10 protein-coding genes are annotated in these 15,281 nt (G+C 70.7%); 4 read left to right on the top strand and 6 right to left on the bottom strand.

Features of this window, described 5'->3' with window-relative positions:
- Positions 1 to 102: 102 nt before the first annotated feature.
- On the bottom strand, positions 103 to 2,586 hold the full coding sequence (locus ABEA82_RS14720; protein WP_345661902.1) for a SpoIIE family protein phosphatase: 2,484 nt from the start codon (positions 2,584 to 2,586) through the stop codon (positions 103 to 105).
- Positions 2,587 to 2,923: 337 nt separating this feature from the next.
- Between ABEA82_RS14720 and ABEA82_RS14715 the strand changes: the two genes are divergently transcribed.
- The 3 genes from ABEA82_RS14715 (at position 2,924) to ABEA82_RS14705 (ending at position 7,096) form a co-directional block, all read left to right on the top strand.
- On the top strand, positions 2,924 to 5,155 hold the full coding sequence (locus tag ABEA82_RS14715; RefSeq protein WP_345661901.1) for an alpha-L-fucosidase: 2,232 nt from the start codon (positions 2,924 to 2,926) through the stop codon (positions 5,153 to 5,155).
- A gap of 120 nt (positions 5,156 to 5,275) precedes the next feature.
- The gene (locus ABEA82_RS14710) at positions 5,276 to 5,770 is read left to right on the top strand and encodes a MarR family winged helix-turn-helix transcriptional regulator (protein WP_345661900.1); all 495 of its coding nucleotides are present in this window, start codon (positions 5,276 to 5,278) and stop codon (positions 5,768 to 5,770) included.
- A 270-nt stretch (positions 5,771 to 6,040) separates the two neighbouring features.
- Positions 6,041 to 7,096, top strand: a complete 1,056-nt coding sequence (locus ABEA82_RS14705; protein ID WP_345661899.1) for a LacI family DNA-binding transcriptional regulator — start codon at positions 6,041 to 6,043, stop codon at positions 7,094 to 7,096.
- A 49-nt stretch (positions 7,097 to 7,145) separates the two neighbouring features.
- Here the strand turns inward: ABEA82_RS14705 and ABEA82_RS14700 are convergent, their stop codons facing one another.
- Positions 7,146 to 8,906, bottom strand: coding sequence for a cellulase family glycosylhydrolase (locus tag ABEA82_RS14700; RefSeq protein ID WP_345661898.1), 1,761 nt, complete (start codon positions 8,904 to 8,906; stop codon positions 7,146 to 7,148).
- A gap of 115 nt (positions 8,907 to 9,021) precedes the next feature.
- The gene (locus ABEA82_RS14695) at positions 9,022 to 10,533 is read right to left on the bottom strand and encodes a glycoside hydrolase family 43 protein (RefSeq protein WP_345661897.1); all 1,512 of its coding nucleotides are present in this window, start codon (positions 10,531 to 10,533) and stop codon (positions 9,022 to 9,024) included.
- Positions 10,534 to 10,750: 217 nt separating this feature from the next.
- Here ABEA82_RS14695 and ABEA82_RS14690 point away from each other — a divergent pair, with 217 nt between their 5' ends.
- Positions 10,751 to 11,467: a FadR/GntR family transcriptional regulator gene (locus ABEA82_RS14690; RefSeq protein WP_345661896.1), complete on the top strand. Its 717-nt coding sequence runs from the start codon at positions 10,751 to 10,753 to the stop codon at positions 11,465 to 11,467.
- Between the two features lie 204 nt (positions 11,468 to 11,671).
- On the opposite strand, the gene ABEA82_RS14685 is transcribed toward ABEA82_RS14690, so the two are convergent.
- The 3 genes from ABEA82_RS14685 to ABEA82_RS14675 form a co-directional block, all read right to left on the bottom strand.
- A complete protein-coding gene (locus tag ABEA82_RS14685) occupies positions 11,672 to 13,288 on the bottom strand; it encodes a glycoside hydrolase family 43 protein (protein ID WP_345661895.1) in 1,617 nt (538 codons plus the stop codon).
- 254 nt (positions 13,289 to 13,542) lie between these two features.
- Positions 13,543 to 14,448 (bottom strand): SDR family oxidoreductase, encoded by a 906-nt coding sequence (locus tag ABEA82_RS14680; RefSeq protein WP_345661894.1) that lies wholly within the window; start codon positions 14,446 to 14,448, stop codon positions 13,543 to 13,545.
- 38 nt (positions 14,449 to 14,486) lie between these two features.
- Positions 14,487 to 15,263 carry an SDR family oxidoreductase gene (locus ABEA82_RS14675; protein ID WP_345661893.1) on the bottom strand — a complete coding sequence of 259 codons (777 nt, stop codon included), beginning with the start codon at positions 15,261 to 15,263 and terminating at the stop codon, positions 14,487 to 14,489.
- Between the last annotated feature and the right edge of the window lie 18 nt (positions 15,264 to 15,281).

The raw sequence follows: 15,281 nt of genomic DNA, 5'->3' as shown, positions 1-15,281 counted from the left end.
GGCCGCGCGAGGCGCCCCTCTGGCAGCGCCCTCCTCAGCTCCTTGCCGGCTCCGCCCGGAGGCTACGGTCCCACCCGGGCGACCCAGGGGGGATCCGCCGCGTCAGGTTGCTTCTGGCGGGCCGGGCGCCCCGGTGGCGACCGGTAGATCCTGCTCTGCCCAGATGATCTTGCCGTCGGCGGTGTACCGAGTGCCCCAGCGGCGGGCGAGCTGGGCGACCAGGAAGAGGCCGCGGCCGCCCTCGTCGGTGGTGCGCGGGTGCCTCAGGCGCGGGGAGGTGGCGCTGGCGTCGGACACCTCGCAGACCAGGACGTGCTGGCGGAGCAGCCTGAGCCTGATCGGTCCCGACGCGTGGCGGATGGCGTTCGTGACCAGTTCGCTGATGATCAGCTCGGCGGTCATGGCCAGTTCGCCCATGCCCCAGCTTTCGAGGTGCCGGACCGCGAGGGCCCGGGTGGCCGCCACGGCCGCGGGGTCCGGCGGAACATCCCAGGTCACGACCTGGTCGGCGGTGAGGGGGTGAGGACGGGCGAGCAGGAGGGCCACGTCATCGGGCTGCGGGCCGGGGAGCAGCCGCTCGACCGCCGCTTCGCACAGCTCCTGGAGCCCCAGGCCGGTCTGGGCGAGAGCGCGTCCCAGACGGGACATCCCGACATCGACGTCCCGGTCCGCGGCCTGGACGAGACCGTCGGTGTAGAAGCCGATGAGGCATCCCTCGGGCACTTCCAGATCGGCTGTCTCGAAAGGGAGGCCGCCCAGGCCCAGGGGCGGGCCGACCGGCAGGTCGGGAAAGCTGACCGTGCCGTCGGGCAGGACCACGACGGGCGGCGGATGCCCGGCCCTCGACAGTTCGCAGTGCCCCGTCACCGGGTCGTAGACCGCGTACAGACAGGTCGCGCCGAGCACGGCGGTGCCGGTGGGCTCGGCGTCGGGGTCCTCGTCGGTGAGGCGTATCACCAGGTCGTCGAGGTGGGCCAGCAGCTCGGCCGGCGGCAGGTCCATGTCCGCGAGGGTGTGCACGGCGGTACGCAGCCGTCCCATGGCCGCCGCCGCGGTGATGCCGTGCCCGACCACGTCACCCACGACCAGGGCGACCCGGCCGCCGGACAGGGTGAGGACGTCGAACCAGTCGCCTCCGACACCGCCCTTCACGTCCGCGGGGAGATAGGCGGAGGCCACCTCGAGGACCGGACTGTCGACGAGAGTCTGCGGGAGCAGGCTCCGCTGGAGCGCGAGGGCCGTGGCGTGCTCGCGGCTGTAGCGGCGAGCGTTGTCGATGCACACCGCCGCCCTGGCGACGAGTTCCTGGGCCAGCAGCAGGTCGTCCTGCTCGAAGGAGGCCAGGTTCTCCGACCGCATGAAGGTCGCCACGCCCAGGACGGTCTCCCTGGCGCGCAGGGGCACCGAGATGAGGGTGTGCAGCCCGAACTCCCGGATGTTCGCCGCTCTCTCCGGTTGTTCGACCGCCCACACCGGATCGAAGGGGTCGAGAACGGGGATGAACACGGCCTCCCCGTGGAACATGTGGTTGGCGTCGTAGTGGGGGGTGGTGAAGCCCACGGGGTCCGCGACCTGGACGACGGCCTCCGGGCAGCCCTCCCGGATCGACTGCATCCCCGCACGGCGCATCTTCGGCTTGTCGCCGGGCGCCGCGGGCACCGGCAAGTCGGTGCTGAGCACCGACTCCAGAAGGTCGACGATGACGAAGTCGGCGAAGCGCGGCACCGCCAGGTCGGCGAGTTCCTGGGCGGTGCGCGCGACGTCCAGCGTGCTGCCGATCCGGGCCCCGGCGTCGTTCATCAGGGCCAGGCGCTGCTGGGCGTTCCAGCGGTCGGTGACATCGGTGACCATGTAGCACACGCCGGTGATGGAGTCCTCCGCGTCGACCAGGGGGAAGAAGGACGTGGAGTAGGCGTGTCGCCGGTGCGGGTCGGCCCAGCTCCAGCCCTGGTACTCGTAGTCGATCACGGGGACGCCCGTGTCCAGCACGCTCTGCATCAGAGCCTCGATCGTCTCGCCCTGCAGTCCGGGGACCACCTCGCTGAGCCGGCAGCCCAGTCGCTGCTCGCGGGGCACGCCGCCGAAGCTTTCCAGGGTGTCGTTCAGCCAGACGTAGCGCAGATCCGTGCTCATGACGGCCATACCGATCGGCGAGCGGGTCAGGAAGCCGTCGAGCACGGACTGGCCGACCGTCCACTCGGGCCGCCGCTCCCGGCCCGAGACGAGGAAGCACTCGTGACCTTCCAGACGGAACGCGGCGGAGACCCGCAGGGCCACGTCGATGGTTCGGCCGTCCCGGCGCTTGACCGCGATCACGCCGCTCCACCCCGGCCCTGTCCGGCACCGCTCGACGGTCCTGGCGGTCCGCGCGCGGTCCTCGGGCGCGGCCAGCAGAAACGCACCGGACCGGCCGGCCACCTCCTGCGCCGCGTATCCGAGGAGTTCCTCCGCGCCCGAGGTCCAGCCGATGATCGTGCCCGCGGCGGTGACCACCGCCGTCGCGTCGGCGGGTTCCACCCCGCTGGGGCTCCCGCTGATCGCCGAAGCACTCGCTCCGAGCGATCCGTGCTGGTTCGCAGACGACATGTCACTCACCACCACACCGACGAGATCTTCATGGTCCCGCCCAGAGGAAGGCTCCGCCAGCCGGCCGGCCTCGCCGTGTCGGCGGTGTCGCCCGTAACGCCGACGACAACACATCCAGTGTCCCAGCGGCACCCCCGTCGGTGAGATTGATGGGATGGATACCGGCGAAAATCGCTGAATTCCCCTGCGAAGTCGCGGCCGGAAACGTTATCCATCCCATCAATCATCCGCATGCCTGTTGACATGGGCAGGCCGCATGGTTGACCTTCGACCGTGGCACCAGGGCGCTCCGGACTGTCCGGGCGCATCCCCCTTCCCCTTCGTCCCAGGGACGCCCATGTCGAGTCGGACCAACAGACGCCAGTTCCTCGCGGCCGCCACAGGCGTGGCCGCCGCGACCGCCGCGGGCGGCGTGTTCGGCGCCGGTGGCGCCCAGGCGGCGCCCCGCCGCTACACGCCCGACTGGAGCTCCGTCGACCGCCATCCGCCGGCCCCGGAGTGGTTCAAGGACGCCAAGTTCGGGATCTACTTCCACTGGGGCGCCTTCAGCGTCCCCGCCCATGACAACGAGTGGTACCCGCGCAACATGTACATCGAGGGCAGCGCGGCCAACAAACGCCATGTCGCCACCTACGGCCCGCCCTCGGCCTGGCCCTACCGCAACTTCATCGACGGAGGGAAGGATCTCGCGGGCGACACCGTGCAGTTCGCGCCGAAGCCGAAGTCGGCGGGCGGCGGCTTCGACCCCGACGAGTGGGTGCGGCTGTTCGTCGACGCCGGTGCCAGATTCGCCGGCCCCGTCGCCGAGCACCACGACGGCTTCTCGATGTGGGACAGCAAGGTCAGCGAGTGGAACTCGGTCGCCAAGGGCCCGAAGCTCGACCTGCTGCGGCTCTTCACCGAGGCCCTCCGCGCCAGGGGCCTCAAGGTCCTGGTGGCCATGCACCACGCGTACCACTTCAACGGCTTCTTCGACCATGTGCCCGCCCAGACGGATCCCAGCCTCAAGAAGCTTTACGGGCAGCTGAGTTCGGCGGAGGAGAACCGACTCTGGTACGACAAGCTCAAGGAGGTCGTCGACCGGGCCCGGCCCGACATCCTCTGGCAGGACTTCAAGCTCGACGCCGTCGACGAGAAGCGGCGGCTCGACTTCCTGGCGTACTACTACAACCAGGCCGACGCCTGGGGCAGGGAAGTCGTCGCCACCTACAAGGACGGCATGAGCGACCGCGGCCAGGTCTTCGACTACGAGCGGGGCGGCCCGGCCGACCTCACCGCCCCGTACTGGCTCACCGACGACAGCATCTCCAGCTCCAGCTGGTGCTACACGGAGGGCATCGGCTACTACAGCGTCCAGCAGATGCTGCACGCGCTCATCGACCGGGTGAGCAAGAACGGCAACATGCTGCTCAACATCGCGCCGAAGGCGGGCGGCACCATCCCGCAGGCGCAGAAGGACATCCTGCTGGGCATCGGCGACTGGCTGAAGCGCTTCGGGGAGTCCGTGTACTCGACCCGCGCCTGGACCGCGTACGGCGAGGGCCCGACGAAGATGGGCGGCGGCGCCTTCACTCACCCGACCGCCGGCACGGCACAGGACATCCGGTTCACCCGTAACAAGTCCAGCACCGCGTTGTACGCCACCGTCCTGGGCTGGCCCGGCAGTTCACTGACGATCAGTACCCTCGACTCCGGCCGGATCGACCTCACCTCGCTGCGGTCGGTGAAACTGCTCGACGGCAAGGCCGGTCACTACATCACCCTGCCCGAGCCGGTACAGGACGCGAGCGGACTGCGGCTGGCCCTGCCGGCGTCAGCGCCGTTCCGCGCCCACGCCTACGTCCTGAAACTCGAGTTCGCCGGTCAGATCCCGGCGCTGCGCCCCCTGCACGGCGCCGTGGCCTTCCCGGACTCCGATTACCGCGGGGCGGGGGTGGTCCTCACCGTCGGCGACTTCGACAGCGACCGGCTCGAGCTCGCCGGTCTCGGCCCCCGCAGCCTGTCCTCACTGCGCCTGGCCCCCGGCTACCAGGTGATCGGCTACTCCGGGGAGGACTTCACCGGTACCTCCTGGACGTTCACCACCGACCACCGCGACCTCCGGGGCACCGGCGGCAAAGACAAGGTCGCCTCGCTCCGAGTCCAGTTCAAGCCGTCCTCGTACTTCCGGATCACCAACGTCACGGACGGCCTGGCCCTCGACTCCGGCGGCGACGTCGGGGCCGGTTCCGACCTCAAGCAGTGGAGCTGGGACAGCAGCCCCAACCTCCAGTGGCAGGTGGTCGAAGTGGGCGGCGGATACTGCAAGTTGGTCAACCGCGCCAACGGCATGGTCGCCGACGGCTGGGGCGCCACCGCCGACGGCTCCACCGCCCGGCAGGCCGTCTGGAACGGTGGCACCGACCAGCAGTGGCGGATCACCCACCGGGGCGACGGCCGCTACTCGATCGCCAACCGCACCACCGGCCTCGTCCTCGACGGTGGCGGCACAGTGGCCTCCGGCTCCGTCACCAAGCAGTGGACCTACGACGGCAGCACCAACCTGATGTGGACCTTCACCGCCCTGTGAGGCCAACCGGCGCCACCGTCAAGGCCCTCACCCGCGCCCGCACCACCGCCACAGCGGCCGGCCGCCGTGGGGCATGATCGGTGGGCAGGGCGAGAGGCAGACGGAAGGGGCGCCGCAGTCGTGGACGAGAACGCGGAGATCTCGACGCCGAGGGATGCCGCGAACAACGCGCTCATCCTGGCTTTCGGGCGCTTGCAGGGTGCCGCCAACCGGCTGGAGTACATCCTGGGCCGGGCTCTGGAGGTCGAGTGCGGCATCAGCCACCTGATGTTCGAGGTGCTGCTCATCCTGGGCCGCGCGGGGGAGCCCGGGCTGTCGATGCGGGCCATCGCCCAGGAGCAGGTGCTGACCACCGGAGGGGCGACCCGCCTGGTGGACCGCATGGAGGCGGCGGGACTGGTCGAACGGATCGAGGATCCCGGTGACCGCCGCGGGCGCCTGGTGCGCCTCACCCCGCTGGGATCGGAGACGACGGTGGCCGCGTCGCGCATGCACATGGAGAACATCAGGCGCTACTTCCTCGCCCCCCTGCCGGCCGAGGAGCGGGACCGGTTCGCCGAGAACCTCCGCGTCCTGAGCCATTCCGCCCGGGACGTACTGCCCAAGCTTCCCTGACGGCTCCCGGAGGGGGCGGACGTCCGTCGACGTAGCGACCGAGCCGCCCCCTGGGCGCCGGACGACGGAGGCCCGGTGCGAAAGTATCGCGGTGGTCCGTACCGTCCGACGGGCCCCAGCGGGGGCGGCGACCCCCTGTCGGCCTGTTCAGGAGGTGTTCCTGAGGCGAGTGCGGCTCTGCCGCGGGTCGCGAAAACGGTCGGTATGGTTTCGTCGACCGGTGCTGTCAGAATGACGACTGCACCGGGCGAGAGATGGGGGAAGGCGACCGTGCCGGACAACCGATCAGCGACACCTTCGACGGAGGAGCCGGACGAGCGGGGCGCTCGCGGTGACGGGCCGGCCGCGGTCACCATCGCCTACATCGCCGAGTCCGCCGGCGTCTCGGTCCCCACCGTCTCCAAGGTGCTGAACGGCCGGTCCGGCGTTTCGGACGACACCCGCGCCCGTGTCGAGGAACTGATCCACCGGTACGGCTACCGCAAGCCGCCGAAGAGCCGCAGCAACCTCGTGGAGCTGGTGTTCCGCGAGCTGGAGAGCATGTGGGCCGTGGAGATCATCCGCGGCGTCGAACGGGCGGCCCGCAGGAACAGGGTCGGTGTCCTGGTGTCGGAGTTCGGTCTCCAGGGCACCCCGGCCAGAACCATCGACGACACCGTGGGACGCCGCCCCCAGTGCGTCCTGTCGGTGGCGCAACTGTCCGAGGACGAACGGGACCAGCTGAAGGCGAAGGGCATCCCCTTCGTCGTCTTCGACCCCAACGAGGACCTCCCCGACGACGTGCCGTTCGTCGGCGCCACCAACTGGCGGGGCGGCCAGGCCGCCACCCGGCACCTGATCGAACTGGGACACCGGCGCATCGCCATGATCAGCGGCCCTGATCACCCCTTCTGTCTCGCCCGGCTGGCCGGCTACTCCTCGGCACTCGCGGAAGCCGGTCTGCCGGTGGAGCCGGACCTCGTGGTGAAGACCCTCCTCACCCGCGAGGACGGTCACAAGGCCGCGCGGGACCTGCTCTCCCGGCCCGACCGCCCGAGCGCCGTCTTCACCGCCAACGACATGCAGGCGCTCGGCGTGTACCAGGCGGCGCGCGAGCTCGGGCTGAGCATCCCGGCGGACCTGAGCGTGGTGGGCTTCGACGACGTGCCGGCGGTCTCCTGGGTCGACCCGCCCCTGACCACGGTGCACCAGCCCCTCGCCGAGATGGCGGTGGCCGCCACCGAGCTGGCACTGGCGCTGGGCCGCGGCGAGGACGTGCCCCAGGTCGGACTGGAGATCGCGACGACGCTCACCGTCCGGGAGAGTACCGCTCCGCCCAAGGACTGAGCGCGGGCGAGACCCCGGGTGCCGGTGCGGCACCCGGGGCGGGAGCAGGTCAGGCGACGGTCCCGGTCACCGAGCCTCCGTTCTTGGTCACGCGGTACGTCACGGTGGCGCCGCTCCAGAAGTGGAAGGTGAGTGTCGCCTGCGCGTTGTCACGCAGCGCGTTGAGGAACGCGGACGTGAGCGAGATGCCGTTGCCCGGATAGTCGGGGGAGAAGGTCTCGTTGAACTCCTGGAAGGGAGTCCAGTCGGTCGGTCCGGCGTTGCCGCCGTCGGAGTACTTGGCCTCCATGGTCGCCAGCAGGTCACCGCGGAACTGGGTGGGGACGGTGAGACCGCCGGTGCCGCCGGACGCGTCGGAGAGCACCGGCCGGTCGTACGTGGTCACGTGGATCTTCCAGGGCAGGCCCCGCGAGAACCGGGCTTCGATCGTCGAGTTGATCCCGTAGGCACGGCTGCCCGCCAGCCTGGTGAGTGCCGAGGCCGTCAGCGTGAGCCGGCCGTCCGAGACGGTGTAGTCCCGGCCCTGCACGAGGCGCGTGCCGCCCTGCCAGAGTCCCTGGAACGTGAGGCCGTTGGGGTTCAGAGTGAGCGTCTTGGCCGTGATGGAGCTCGACTTCGCCAGGAAGATCCGGTCCGAGGAAGCGGTCCCCGAACGGGTCGTCCAGCTCGACTTGATCGCGGCGATCAGCGCGGGGTCGGTCCACTGCAGCGTCGCGCGGTCCATGAAGGCGAAGGTTCCGGGGTCCCACAGAGCCGTGGTCACGCCGGCGGCGCGGGCCTCGTACCCGAACTGCTCGAAGTACTTCAGCGCCTCACCCGCTTCCACGCGGGACGGATGGTTCTGGTCGGGATAGTGCAGCAGGCTGTACTCACCCAGGTAGACGGGGATTCCCTTGGAGGTGAGGGTGTCGCGGATCCGGGTGAAGTGGTCGGTCATGTCCTTCTGCGCGGTGGCGTCGAACCGGGTGCCGCCGGCGATGTTCACGCTGAAGGGGTACCAGCCGTAGTAGTGCACGGTGGCCACGAGGTTGGGGTCGTTCAGCGACTTCATCTCGCTGACCAGGGCGTCCAGGTAGATCTGGTCGGAGTTGGTGTGCAGGCTGGGCAGCACGAGCAGACGGGTCGCGTTGTTGCCGCCGGACTGGCGCACGACGGTGTGGAAGGCGGTGTCCAGTTCCTTGAGGTACTGGATGCCCTGGGCGTCGGTGGTGTTGTCGAACTGAGGCTCGTTGACGCTCTCGAAGAGCAGGGCCTGCGAGGAGTCCCTGAACTTGGCGGCGATCTGGGTCCAGGCCGCCCGGAACCGGGCCACGACGTTGTCGTGGTCGGTGGACATGCCGGAGAGCCACTGCCACGAGTCGTGATGGACGTTGATCACGACGTAGAGCCCGTCGGCCAGCGCCCAGTCCACCACCTGCTTGACACGGCTCATCCAGGCCGCGTCGATCGTGTAGGGGGCGGTGGAGGACTGATGGTCGGTCCACGTCACGGGGATCCGCACACTGCGGAAGCCCTGGGCCTTGATCGTGTCGAACAGGGCCTTGGTGACGGGCGGATTGCCCCAGGACGTCTCGCCCGGGACGGCGTCCAGCGAGTTGCCCAGGTTCCAGCTGGGCTGCATCGCGGCCACGGTGTCCATCGGTCCGGCGGCGAGCCGGGGCGGCCGCGCCGGGGACGTGTCCCGGTGGCTCGGAGCGGCGAATGCCGTGGTGCCGGTCAGCCCGATCAGGGTGACCAACGCGAGCAGGAGACCGAGCACACGACCGGGACCGTCACTGCGGCGTCCGGTCGGGTGGTGCGTTCCCTTCATCTCTGACCTTTCTCTGTCGGCCGAGCGGGGGATCCGCCCGTGGGGGGATGGTGCGGAGGTGGTCGAGACAGGGGTGGACCGGGCCGCGGCGGTGGTGCCCGGCGCTCGTGCCGGTTCAATCGGCGAGCGGCTCGTAGTCGAACCAGTCGAAGGCGACCGTGCCGGCCGCGGCGTACAGGCCGATCACCCGGCCTGTGAAGCCGCCCGCCACCTCCGTCGACAGATAGCGGCCGTCGAGGGTGCCGAGCGCGCTGAACGTGCCGTCCGGTTCCTCGATGCCGAACGTGAGGGAGTCGGGCCCGGTGCGGGCCTCCCGGGACGGGGCGTCGGCGATCCGGACGCCGAGGACCACGGGCCCGGCGGGCGCCGGCCGGGACGCCACCACGGCGCGCAGCGGGCCGACGCGGCCGAGCACCCGCACTTCCCCGTCCGACGCCTCGATCTCGTAGTGGTGCTCCTCGTCCAGCCGGACGGCCAGGCCGCCACGTCCCTGTGACGGATCGATCCTGGTGCGCACCCGGCACCTCAGATGCTGCTGGCGGCGGCCGGCGAACACCACGTCCCGCTCGTCCAGTGAGTCGCCGCGGGCGCGGAGCGTCAGCCAGCCGGGCCGCTCCTTGGTGGTGCAGTACTCCTCCGCACGGTCACGCACGGAGATCCACCGCGGGCCCAGTTCACTCAGGTCGAAGTCGTCCCGGTCGGCCTCGACGGGCCCGGGGACGAGCGGCCAGCCGGGAGCGGCCAGGCCGGGGGAGAGCTCACCGACGACGGGCCAGCCGTCCACCCACTCCACCGGTGCCAGGAACGTCTCGCGGCCCAGCACATGCCAGCCCGGGGTGCCACCGCGCGGCCGGACGCCCAGCAGCACCATCCACCAGGAGCCGTCGGGCCCCTGCACCAGGTCCGCGTGGCCGGTGTTCTGGATCGGACGGTCCGAACTGCGGTGCGTCAGCACGGGGTTGGCCGGGCAGGGCTCGAACGGGCCGGTGGGAGCGTGCCCGCGGGCGATGGAGACGCCGTGGCCCCGCTCCGTGCCGCCCTCGGCGATGAGCAGGTACCAGTAGGCGCCGATCCGGTACAGGTGAGGGGCTTCCGGGGCCATGGCCCCGGGGGTGCCCGACCAGAGCTTGCGCGGCTCTCCGAACGTCTCCCCGGTGTACGGGTCGATACGGACCTGTCCGACCCCGGCGACCGTGCACCAGCAGGTGCCGTCCTCGTCCCAGGCGAGGTCCGGGTCGATGCCGGGGACTCCGGGCAGGCGAACCGGGTCGGACCACGGTCCGGCGGAATCGGTGGCGGTGAACAGCATGTTGCCGCCGCCCTCGGTCACCAGGGTGACGATCAGCCAGAAGCGGCCGTCGTGGTGGCGCAGCGTGGGGGCGTAGATGCCGCCGGACGAGGGAGTGCCGGCGTCGAGGGGGAGCTGGCCCGGCCGGTCCAGCGCGTTGCCGAGCTGAGTCCAGTGCACCAGGTCGCGGCTGTGGAAGACGGGGATCCCGGGGAAGTACTCGAAGCTGGAACAGACGAGGTAGTAGTCGTCGCCCACGCGACAGACGCTCGGGTCCGGGTGGAAGCCGGGGATGACGGGGTTGGTCACGGTGGCGTCCGTGTGCTGCTGGCCTGACACTCGGTCAAGTCCTCTCAACGGTGTACGAGTTGTCGCGACGCGGGTTCGGAGCGAGGACCGAAGCGCTTCACCTGGGCGCGAACGCTAATGACATGTTTCTCGCGAAACAAGAGGAGTGTCAGGAAGAAACTTTCGTACCTTTGTGAAGCGCCGGCGCCGGACGTGCGACGGGTTGCTACCGTGCCGCTGCGCACGCACCAGGAGGGGACGGCGACGCATGTCACTGACCGACAAGGCCATCGACCGGATCCGGGAGCTCATCCGGTCCGGTGAGCTGTCGCCCGGAGCCAAGCTGCCGCCCGAGCAGCAGCTCGCCGCGGATCTGGGCCTGTCCCGCAACCTGACCCGGGAGGCGGTGAAGGCGCTGGTGGTCTCGAACGTCCTGGAGATCAGGCGCGGCGACGGCACCTATGTGACCAGCCTGGAGCCGGAGCTGCTGCTGAGCGGCGTCGGATCCGCGGTGGAACTGCTGCGCGGCGACACACTCCTGGAGCTCACCGAGGTGCGCCGGCTGTTCGAGCCGGTCGCCACGGCACTCGCCGCGACCCGCATCTCGGCGGCGGAGCTCGCCGAGGTGGAGCGCCACCTGGATGCGATGCGCGCCGCCCGCGACGACGTGGGACGGCTCAACGAGCACGACGCCGCCTTCCACCGGGCGGTGATCGCGGCCACCGGCAACGCGACGCTCGCCACCCTGCTGGAGGGCATCTCCAGCCGTACCGTGCGTGCCCGTATCTGGCGCGGGCTGGTCGACGAGAACGCCTCGGCCCGCACCGTCGCCGAACACGAGGCCATCTACCAGGCCCTGGCCGACGGGGACGCGGCACTCGCCCAGGCGGCGGCGCTCATGCACGTGACCACCACGGAACGGTGGCTGCGCGAGCACGGGGACCGGGAGCACCACGGCTCGACCCGGCGTCTCACGGAAAAGTGACGCCTGATCCGCCGGGCGCCGGCCCGCGGGCGGCCTTGAGGACGCGCGCGGGCCCCGCACGAGTGGCGGGGCCCGCGGGAGGTCAGCAGGTCGAGTTGGTCCGGGTGAGCAGGCATAGCCGCCACGGCAGGCTGTTGTAGTCGCCGCTCGCGTTCGGGTCCAGGCTCTGGGCCGAAGAGCGAGCGGCATGGGAACGTCGGTCGTTCAGGGGGTGGACAGTTCGAACCGCGTCACGCGGACCGAGCCGCCCAGTGCCTGTGTGGCGTGGTTGAAGAGGGCGAACCGGTAGCCCATGAAGAACCGCCAGTCGTTGCCCATGGCGAAGGCCGGGCCGAGGCGGGTGAACGTGACGCCGTCGGTGCTGTAGGAGAAGGTGCCGGGCCGGGACGCCCCGGGACGGATGTCGGCCTCGGCCCGCAGCCAGAGGCGACCGCCCGGCACGCTCGCACCCGCCCGCTCGGTCCCGGTGCCGGTGGTGTTCCAGCTGCCGTCCATGGTCAGTCCGTCGACCATGACCACCCGTGTGGCACCGCCGTCACGCTTCACTCCGATCCACGCCGAGGAGTCCCGCAGCAGTGCCAGTCCCGCCCGGTCGCCGTCCCGCATCGCGGAGTGGTCGAGCTGGACCGTCGCCGTGGACGTGGGCCCCTGGATGCGGTGGGTGAGGGTGTTGCGCGCCCAGTACAGGTCGCCGGTGACGGTCGCGGTGCGCAGGGTCAGGCCGTTGTCCACCGACCACTTGGCGTTGTCCGGGTTGTGGTTCCACTCCCACCTCGGCTTGAGGGCCGTGCCGTCGAAGGTGTCGACACCGGTCAGCGGAGTGACCTGCCGGGGCGGCGGCGGTACGGCCGGGGCGGGATACGACCTGCCCCACGCGTTGTTCACGAGCTGGACGACCGGCCAGCCGTCGGAGGTCCAGGTGACGGGAGCCAGGGCGGGCATCCGACCGCCGGGATAGGCGTCGACGAAGGCCATGTAGTACCAGGCCCCGTTCTGCGTCCGCACCAGGCCGCCCTGGTGCGGCACACCTCCGCCGGAGATCGGTCCGGGCAGGTCGAGCAGGACCTGCCGCAGCGTGTACGGGCCGAAGGGGCCGCTGGTCGACCTCAGGATGTACTGGCCGTTGGCCGGGCGGGTCAGGAAGATGTAGTAGTTCCCGTTGATCTTGTAGAAGCGGGAGCCCTCCAGGGTGCCGATGCTCGACGGGGTGCTGAACACCTGTTGCGTCCGCACTTGGCTGCGGCCGTCCGCGGCGAGCTGGGCCACGTTGATCGTGCCGTTGCCGTACGCCACGTACAGGGTGTTGTCGTCGTCCACCAGCAGCCCCGCGTCGTAGTACACCTGGGGGAGCGTCGCGCGCCGGCTCCAGGGCCCTTCGACGGACCTGGCGGTGTAGAGGTGGGTCCGGGCGAAATCGATCTGGCCGAGCCAGTAGAACGTCCTGTCGGCGGGACGGTAGGCCAGCGACGAGGCCCAGATCCCCCTGACGTAGCCGCGCCCGCCGTTCAGGTCGTACTTGGAGCCGAAATCGAGGACGGGTACCGCGTGCCCGGCGATCTCCCAGTTCACCAGGTCGTACGAGCGCAGCACGGGCGCACCGGGCGAGTAGTGCATCGTCGAGGCGGAGCAGTAGTAGGTGTTCTCGACGCGGATGACGTCGATGTCCGCGAAGTCCTGCCAGATCACGGGGTTGGTGTATGAGGCGGCCGGGTCCGGGGCAGCCGCTCTCGCCGGATCGGGGGGCAGCAGGGCGCCGACGGTCAGGCCGGTGGTGGTGGCCAGTGCCGCACGGCGGGTGATGGATTGATCTGACCATGTCATATCGATCGCCGCCTTTTCGGTGGGGCTGCCGGGGTAGGGGAGTGGGCGGCCGTCGGCCAGGCGAGCCGGACATGGCCTCCGGGAGGGCGTCGTGGATGCTGCGGGGCCTGGTCGGAGCCTCGTGCGTGCGGGGGTGTGTGTTCCGCATCTCGAACGACAACTGCTCTATCGAACGTCATGGATGATAGGAGGCCCTGACGGCGCGTCAATATGTTTCGCACCATTCGGTGTCGGCGCCGAAATGTTTCGCTCCGTCAGCAGCCGTACACCGGCTTCGGTGTCGTCGCCTCCGCGAGGAGCTTCAGCGCGGTCTCGCCGGCCTCGGCCGGGGACCAGCGACCGCCCTTGTCGGCCGTGGGGCCGGGGCGCCACCCCTCCATGACGGTGATGCGGCCGCCCTCCGCCTCGAAGACGCGCCCCGTCACTCCGGCGGAGGCTGCGGAGCCCAGCCACACGACGAGCGGGGACACGTTCTCCGGTGCCATGGCGTCGAAGCCGTGGCCTGGGGCCGCCATGGTCTCGGCGAACGCCGCCTCGGTCATCCGGGTGCGAGCCGCCGGTGCGATGGCGTTGACCAGGACTCCGTAGCGGCCCAGCTCGGCGGCGGCGACCAGGGTCAGCCCGACGATCCCGGCCTTGGCCGCGGAGTAGTTGCCCTGACCGACGCTGCCCAGCAGCCCGGCCCCGCTGCTGGTGTTGACGACACGGGCGGCCGGCACCCGGCCCGCCTTGGTCTCCGCCCGCCAGTGCGCCGCCGCGTGCTTCAGCGGAAGGAAGTGCCCCTTGAGGTGGACGCGCACGACGGCGTCCCAGTCGTCCTCGCCGAGGTTCACCAGCATGCGGTCGCGCAGGAAACCGGCGTTGTTGACCAGAGTGTCGAGCCGACCGTACGTCTCGACGGCGGTGCGGATCAGCGAGGCCGCGCCCTCGGTCGTGGCGATGTCCCCGTGGTGGGTCACCGCCTGCCCGCCACGTGCCCGGATCTCGTCGACGACGAGCTGCGCGGGCCCGACCGCGCCACCGGTGCCGTCCGGATCGACACCGAGGTCGTTGACGACGACCTTCGCGCCCTCGGCGGCGAGAGCGAGGGCGTGCGCCCGTCCGAGTCCGCGCCCCGCCCCGGTGACGACGGCGACACGTTCGCTGCACAGTCCGGACATGTTCTGGGTCCTTTCGTCGCTCGGGGGTGTTCGGTGGATCAGTTGCCGGCGGTGGCGGCGTCGAGGAAGGCGGGGCGTTCGCCTCCGCCGTGGACGAGCAGGCTCGCGCCGCTGATGTACGCGGCGCGTTCGGAGGCCAGGAAGACACAGGCGTCGCCCACCTCCGCCGGGTCGGCGAGCCGGCCGAGCGGCACGGTGCGGCCGACGGCCTCGATGCCACTGTCGTCGCCGTAGTGCAGGTGCGACAGCTCGGTGCGGACCATGCCGAGGACCACGGTGTTGACCCTGACCCGAGGAGCCCACTCCACGGCCATGCTGCGGGCCAGTTGCTCCAGCCCCGCCTTGGCCGCTCCGTAGGCCGCCGAACCCGGTGACGGACGGCTGCCGCTGACACTGCCGATCATGACGATCGACCCGCCGCCGGGCTGGGAGCGCATCTGCTCGTAGGCGGCGAGGGAGGCGGTCAGGGGGGCCAGCAGGTTCAACTCGACCACCCGGGAGTGCCGTGCCGCTCCGCCCTCCTCGAGCAGCCGGTACGGCGTGCCCCCGGCGTTGTTGACGAGGACGTCCAGCCTGCCGTGCTCACCGCTCACCTGTGCGAAGAACGCGCGGACGGCGTCCGGGTCGCGCAGGTCGGCGGGGAGGAACCGGGCGGCGCGGCAAGCCGCTTCGACGGGTTCGTCCGGAGGCCGCCGGGCACAGGTCACCACCTCGGCTCCCGCCTCCAGCAGGGCCCGGGCGATGCCCGCCCCCACGCCCCTCGTCCCGCCGGTGACCACGGCCACCCGTCCGCTCAGATCGGTGATCGTGGCCATGGGGACCTCCCGGGGCGC

The organism is Streptomyces venetus, from assembly GCF_039540295.1.
GTDB classification, from domain to species: domain Bacteria; phylum Actinomycetota; class Actinomycetes; order Streptomycetales; family Streptomycetaceae; genus Streptomyces; species Streptomyces venetus.
The sequence above is the reverse complement of the archived record's forward strand: the minus strand, read 5'-3'. Positions and strand labels throughout refer to the sequence as shown.

Coding starts and splice junctions, on each gene's coding strand:
- ABEA82_RS14680 (WP_345661894.1), bottom strand. CDS start 14,448: ATGTCCGGACTGTGCAGCGAACGTGTCGCCGTCGTCACCGGGGCGGGG.
- ABEA82_RS14700 (WP_345661898.1), bottom strand. CDS start 8,906: ATGAAGGGAACGCACCACCCGACCGGACGCCGCAGTGACGGTCCCGGT.
- ABEA82_RS14720 (WP_345661902.1), bottom strand. CDS start 2,586: ATGTCGTCTGCGAACCAGCACGGATCGCTCGGAGCGAGTGCTTCGGCG.
- ABEA82_RS14685 (WP_345661895.1), bottom strand. CDS start 13,288: ATGACATGGTCAGATCAATCCATCACCCGCCGTGCGGCACTGGCCACC.
- ABEA82_RS14675 (WP_345661893.1), bottom strand. CDS start 15,263: ATGGCCACGATCACCGATCTGAGCGGACGGGTGGCCGTGGTCACCGGC.
- ABEA82_RS14690 (WP_345661896.1), top strand. CDS start 10,751: ATGTCACTGACCGACAAGGCCATCGACCGGATCCGGGAGCTCATCCGG.
- ABEA82_RS14715 (WP_345661901.1), top strand. CDS start 2,924: ATGTCGAGTCGGACCAACAGACGCCAGTTCCTCGCGGCCGCCACAGGC.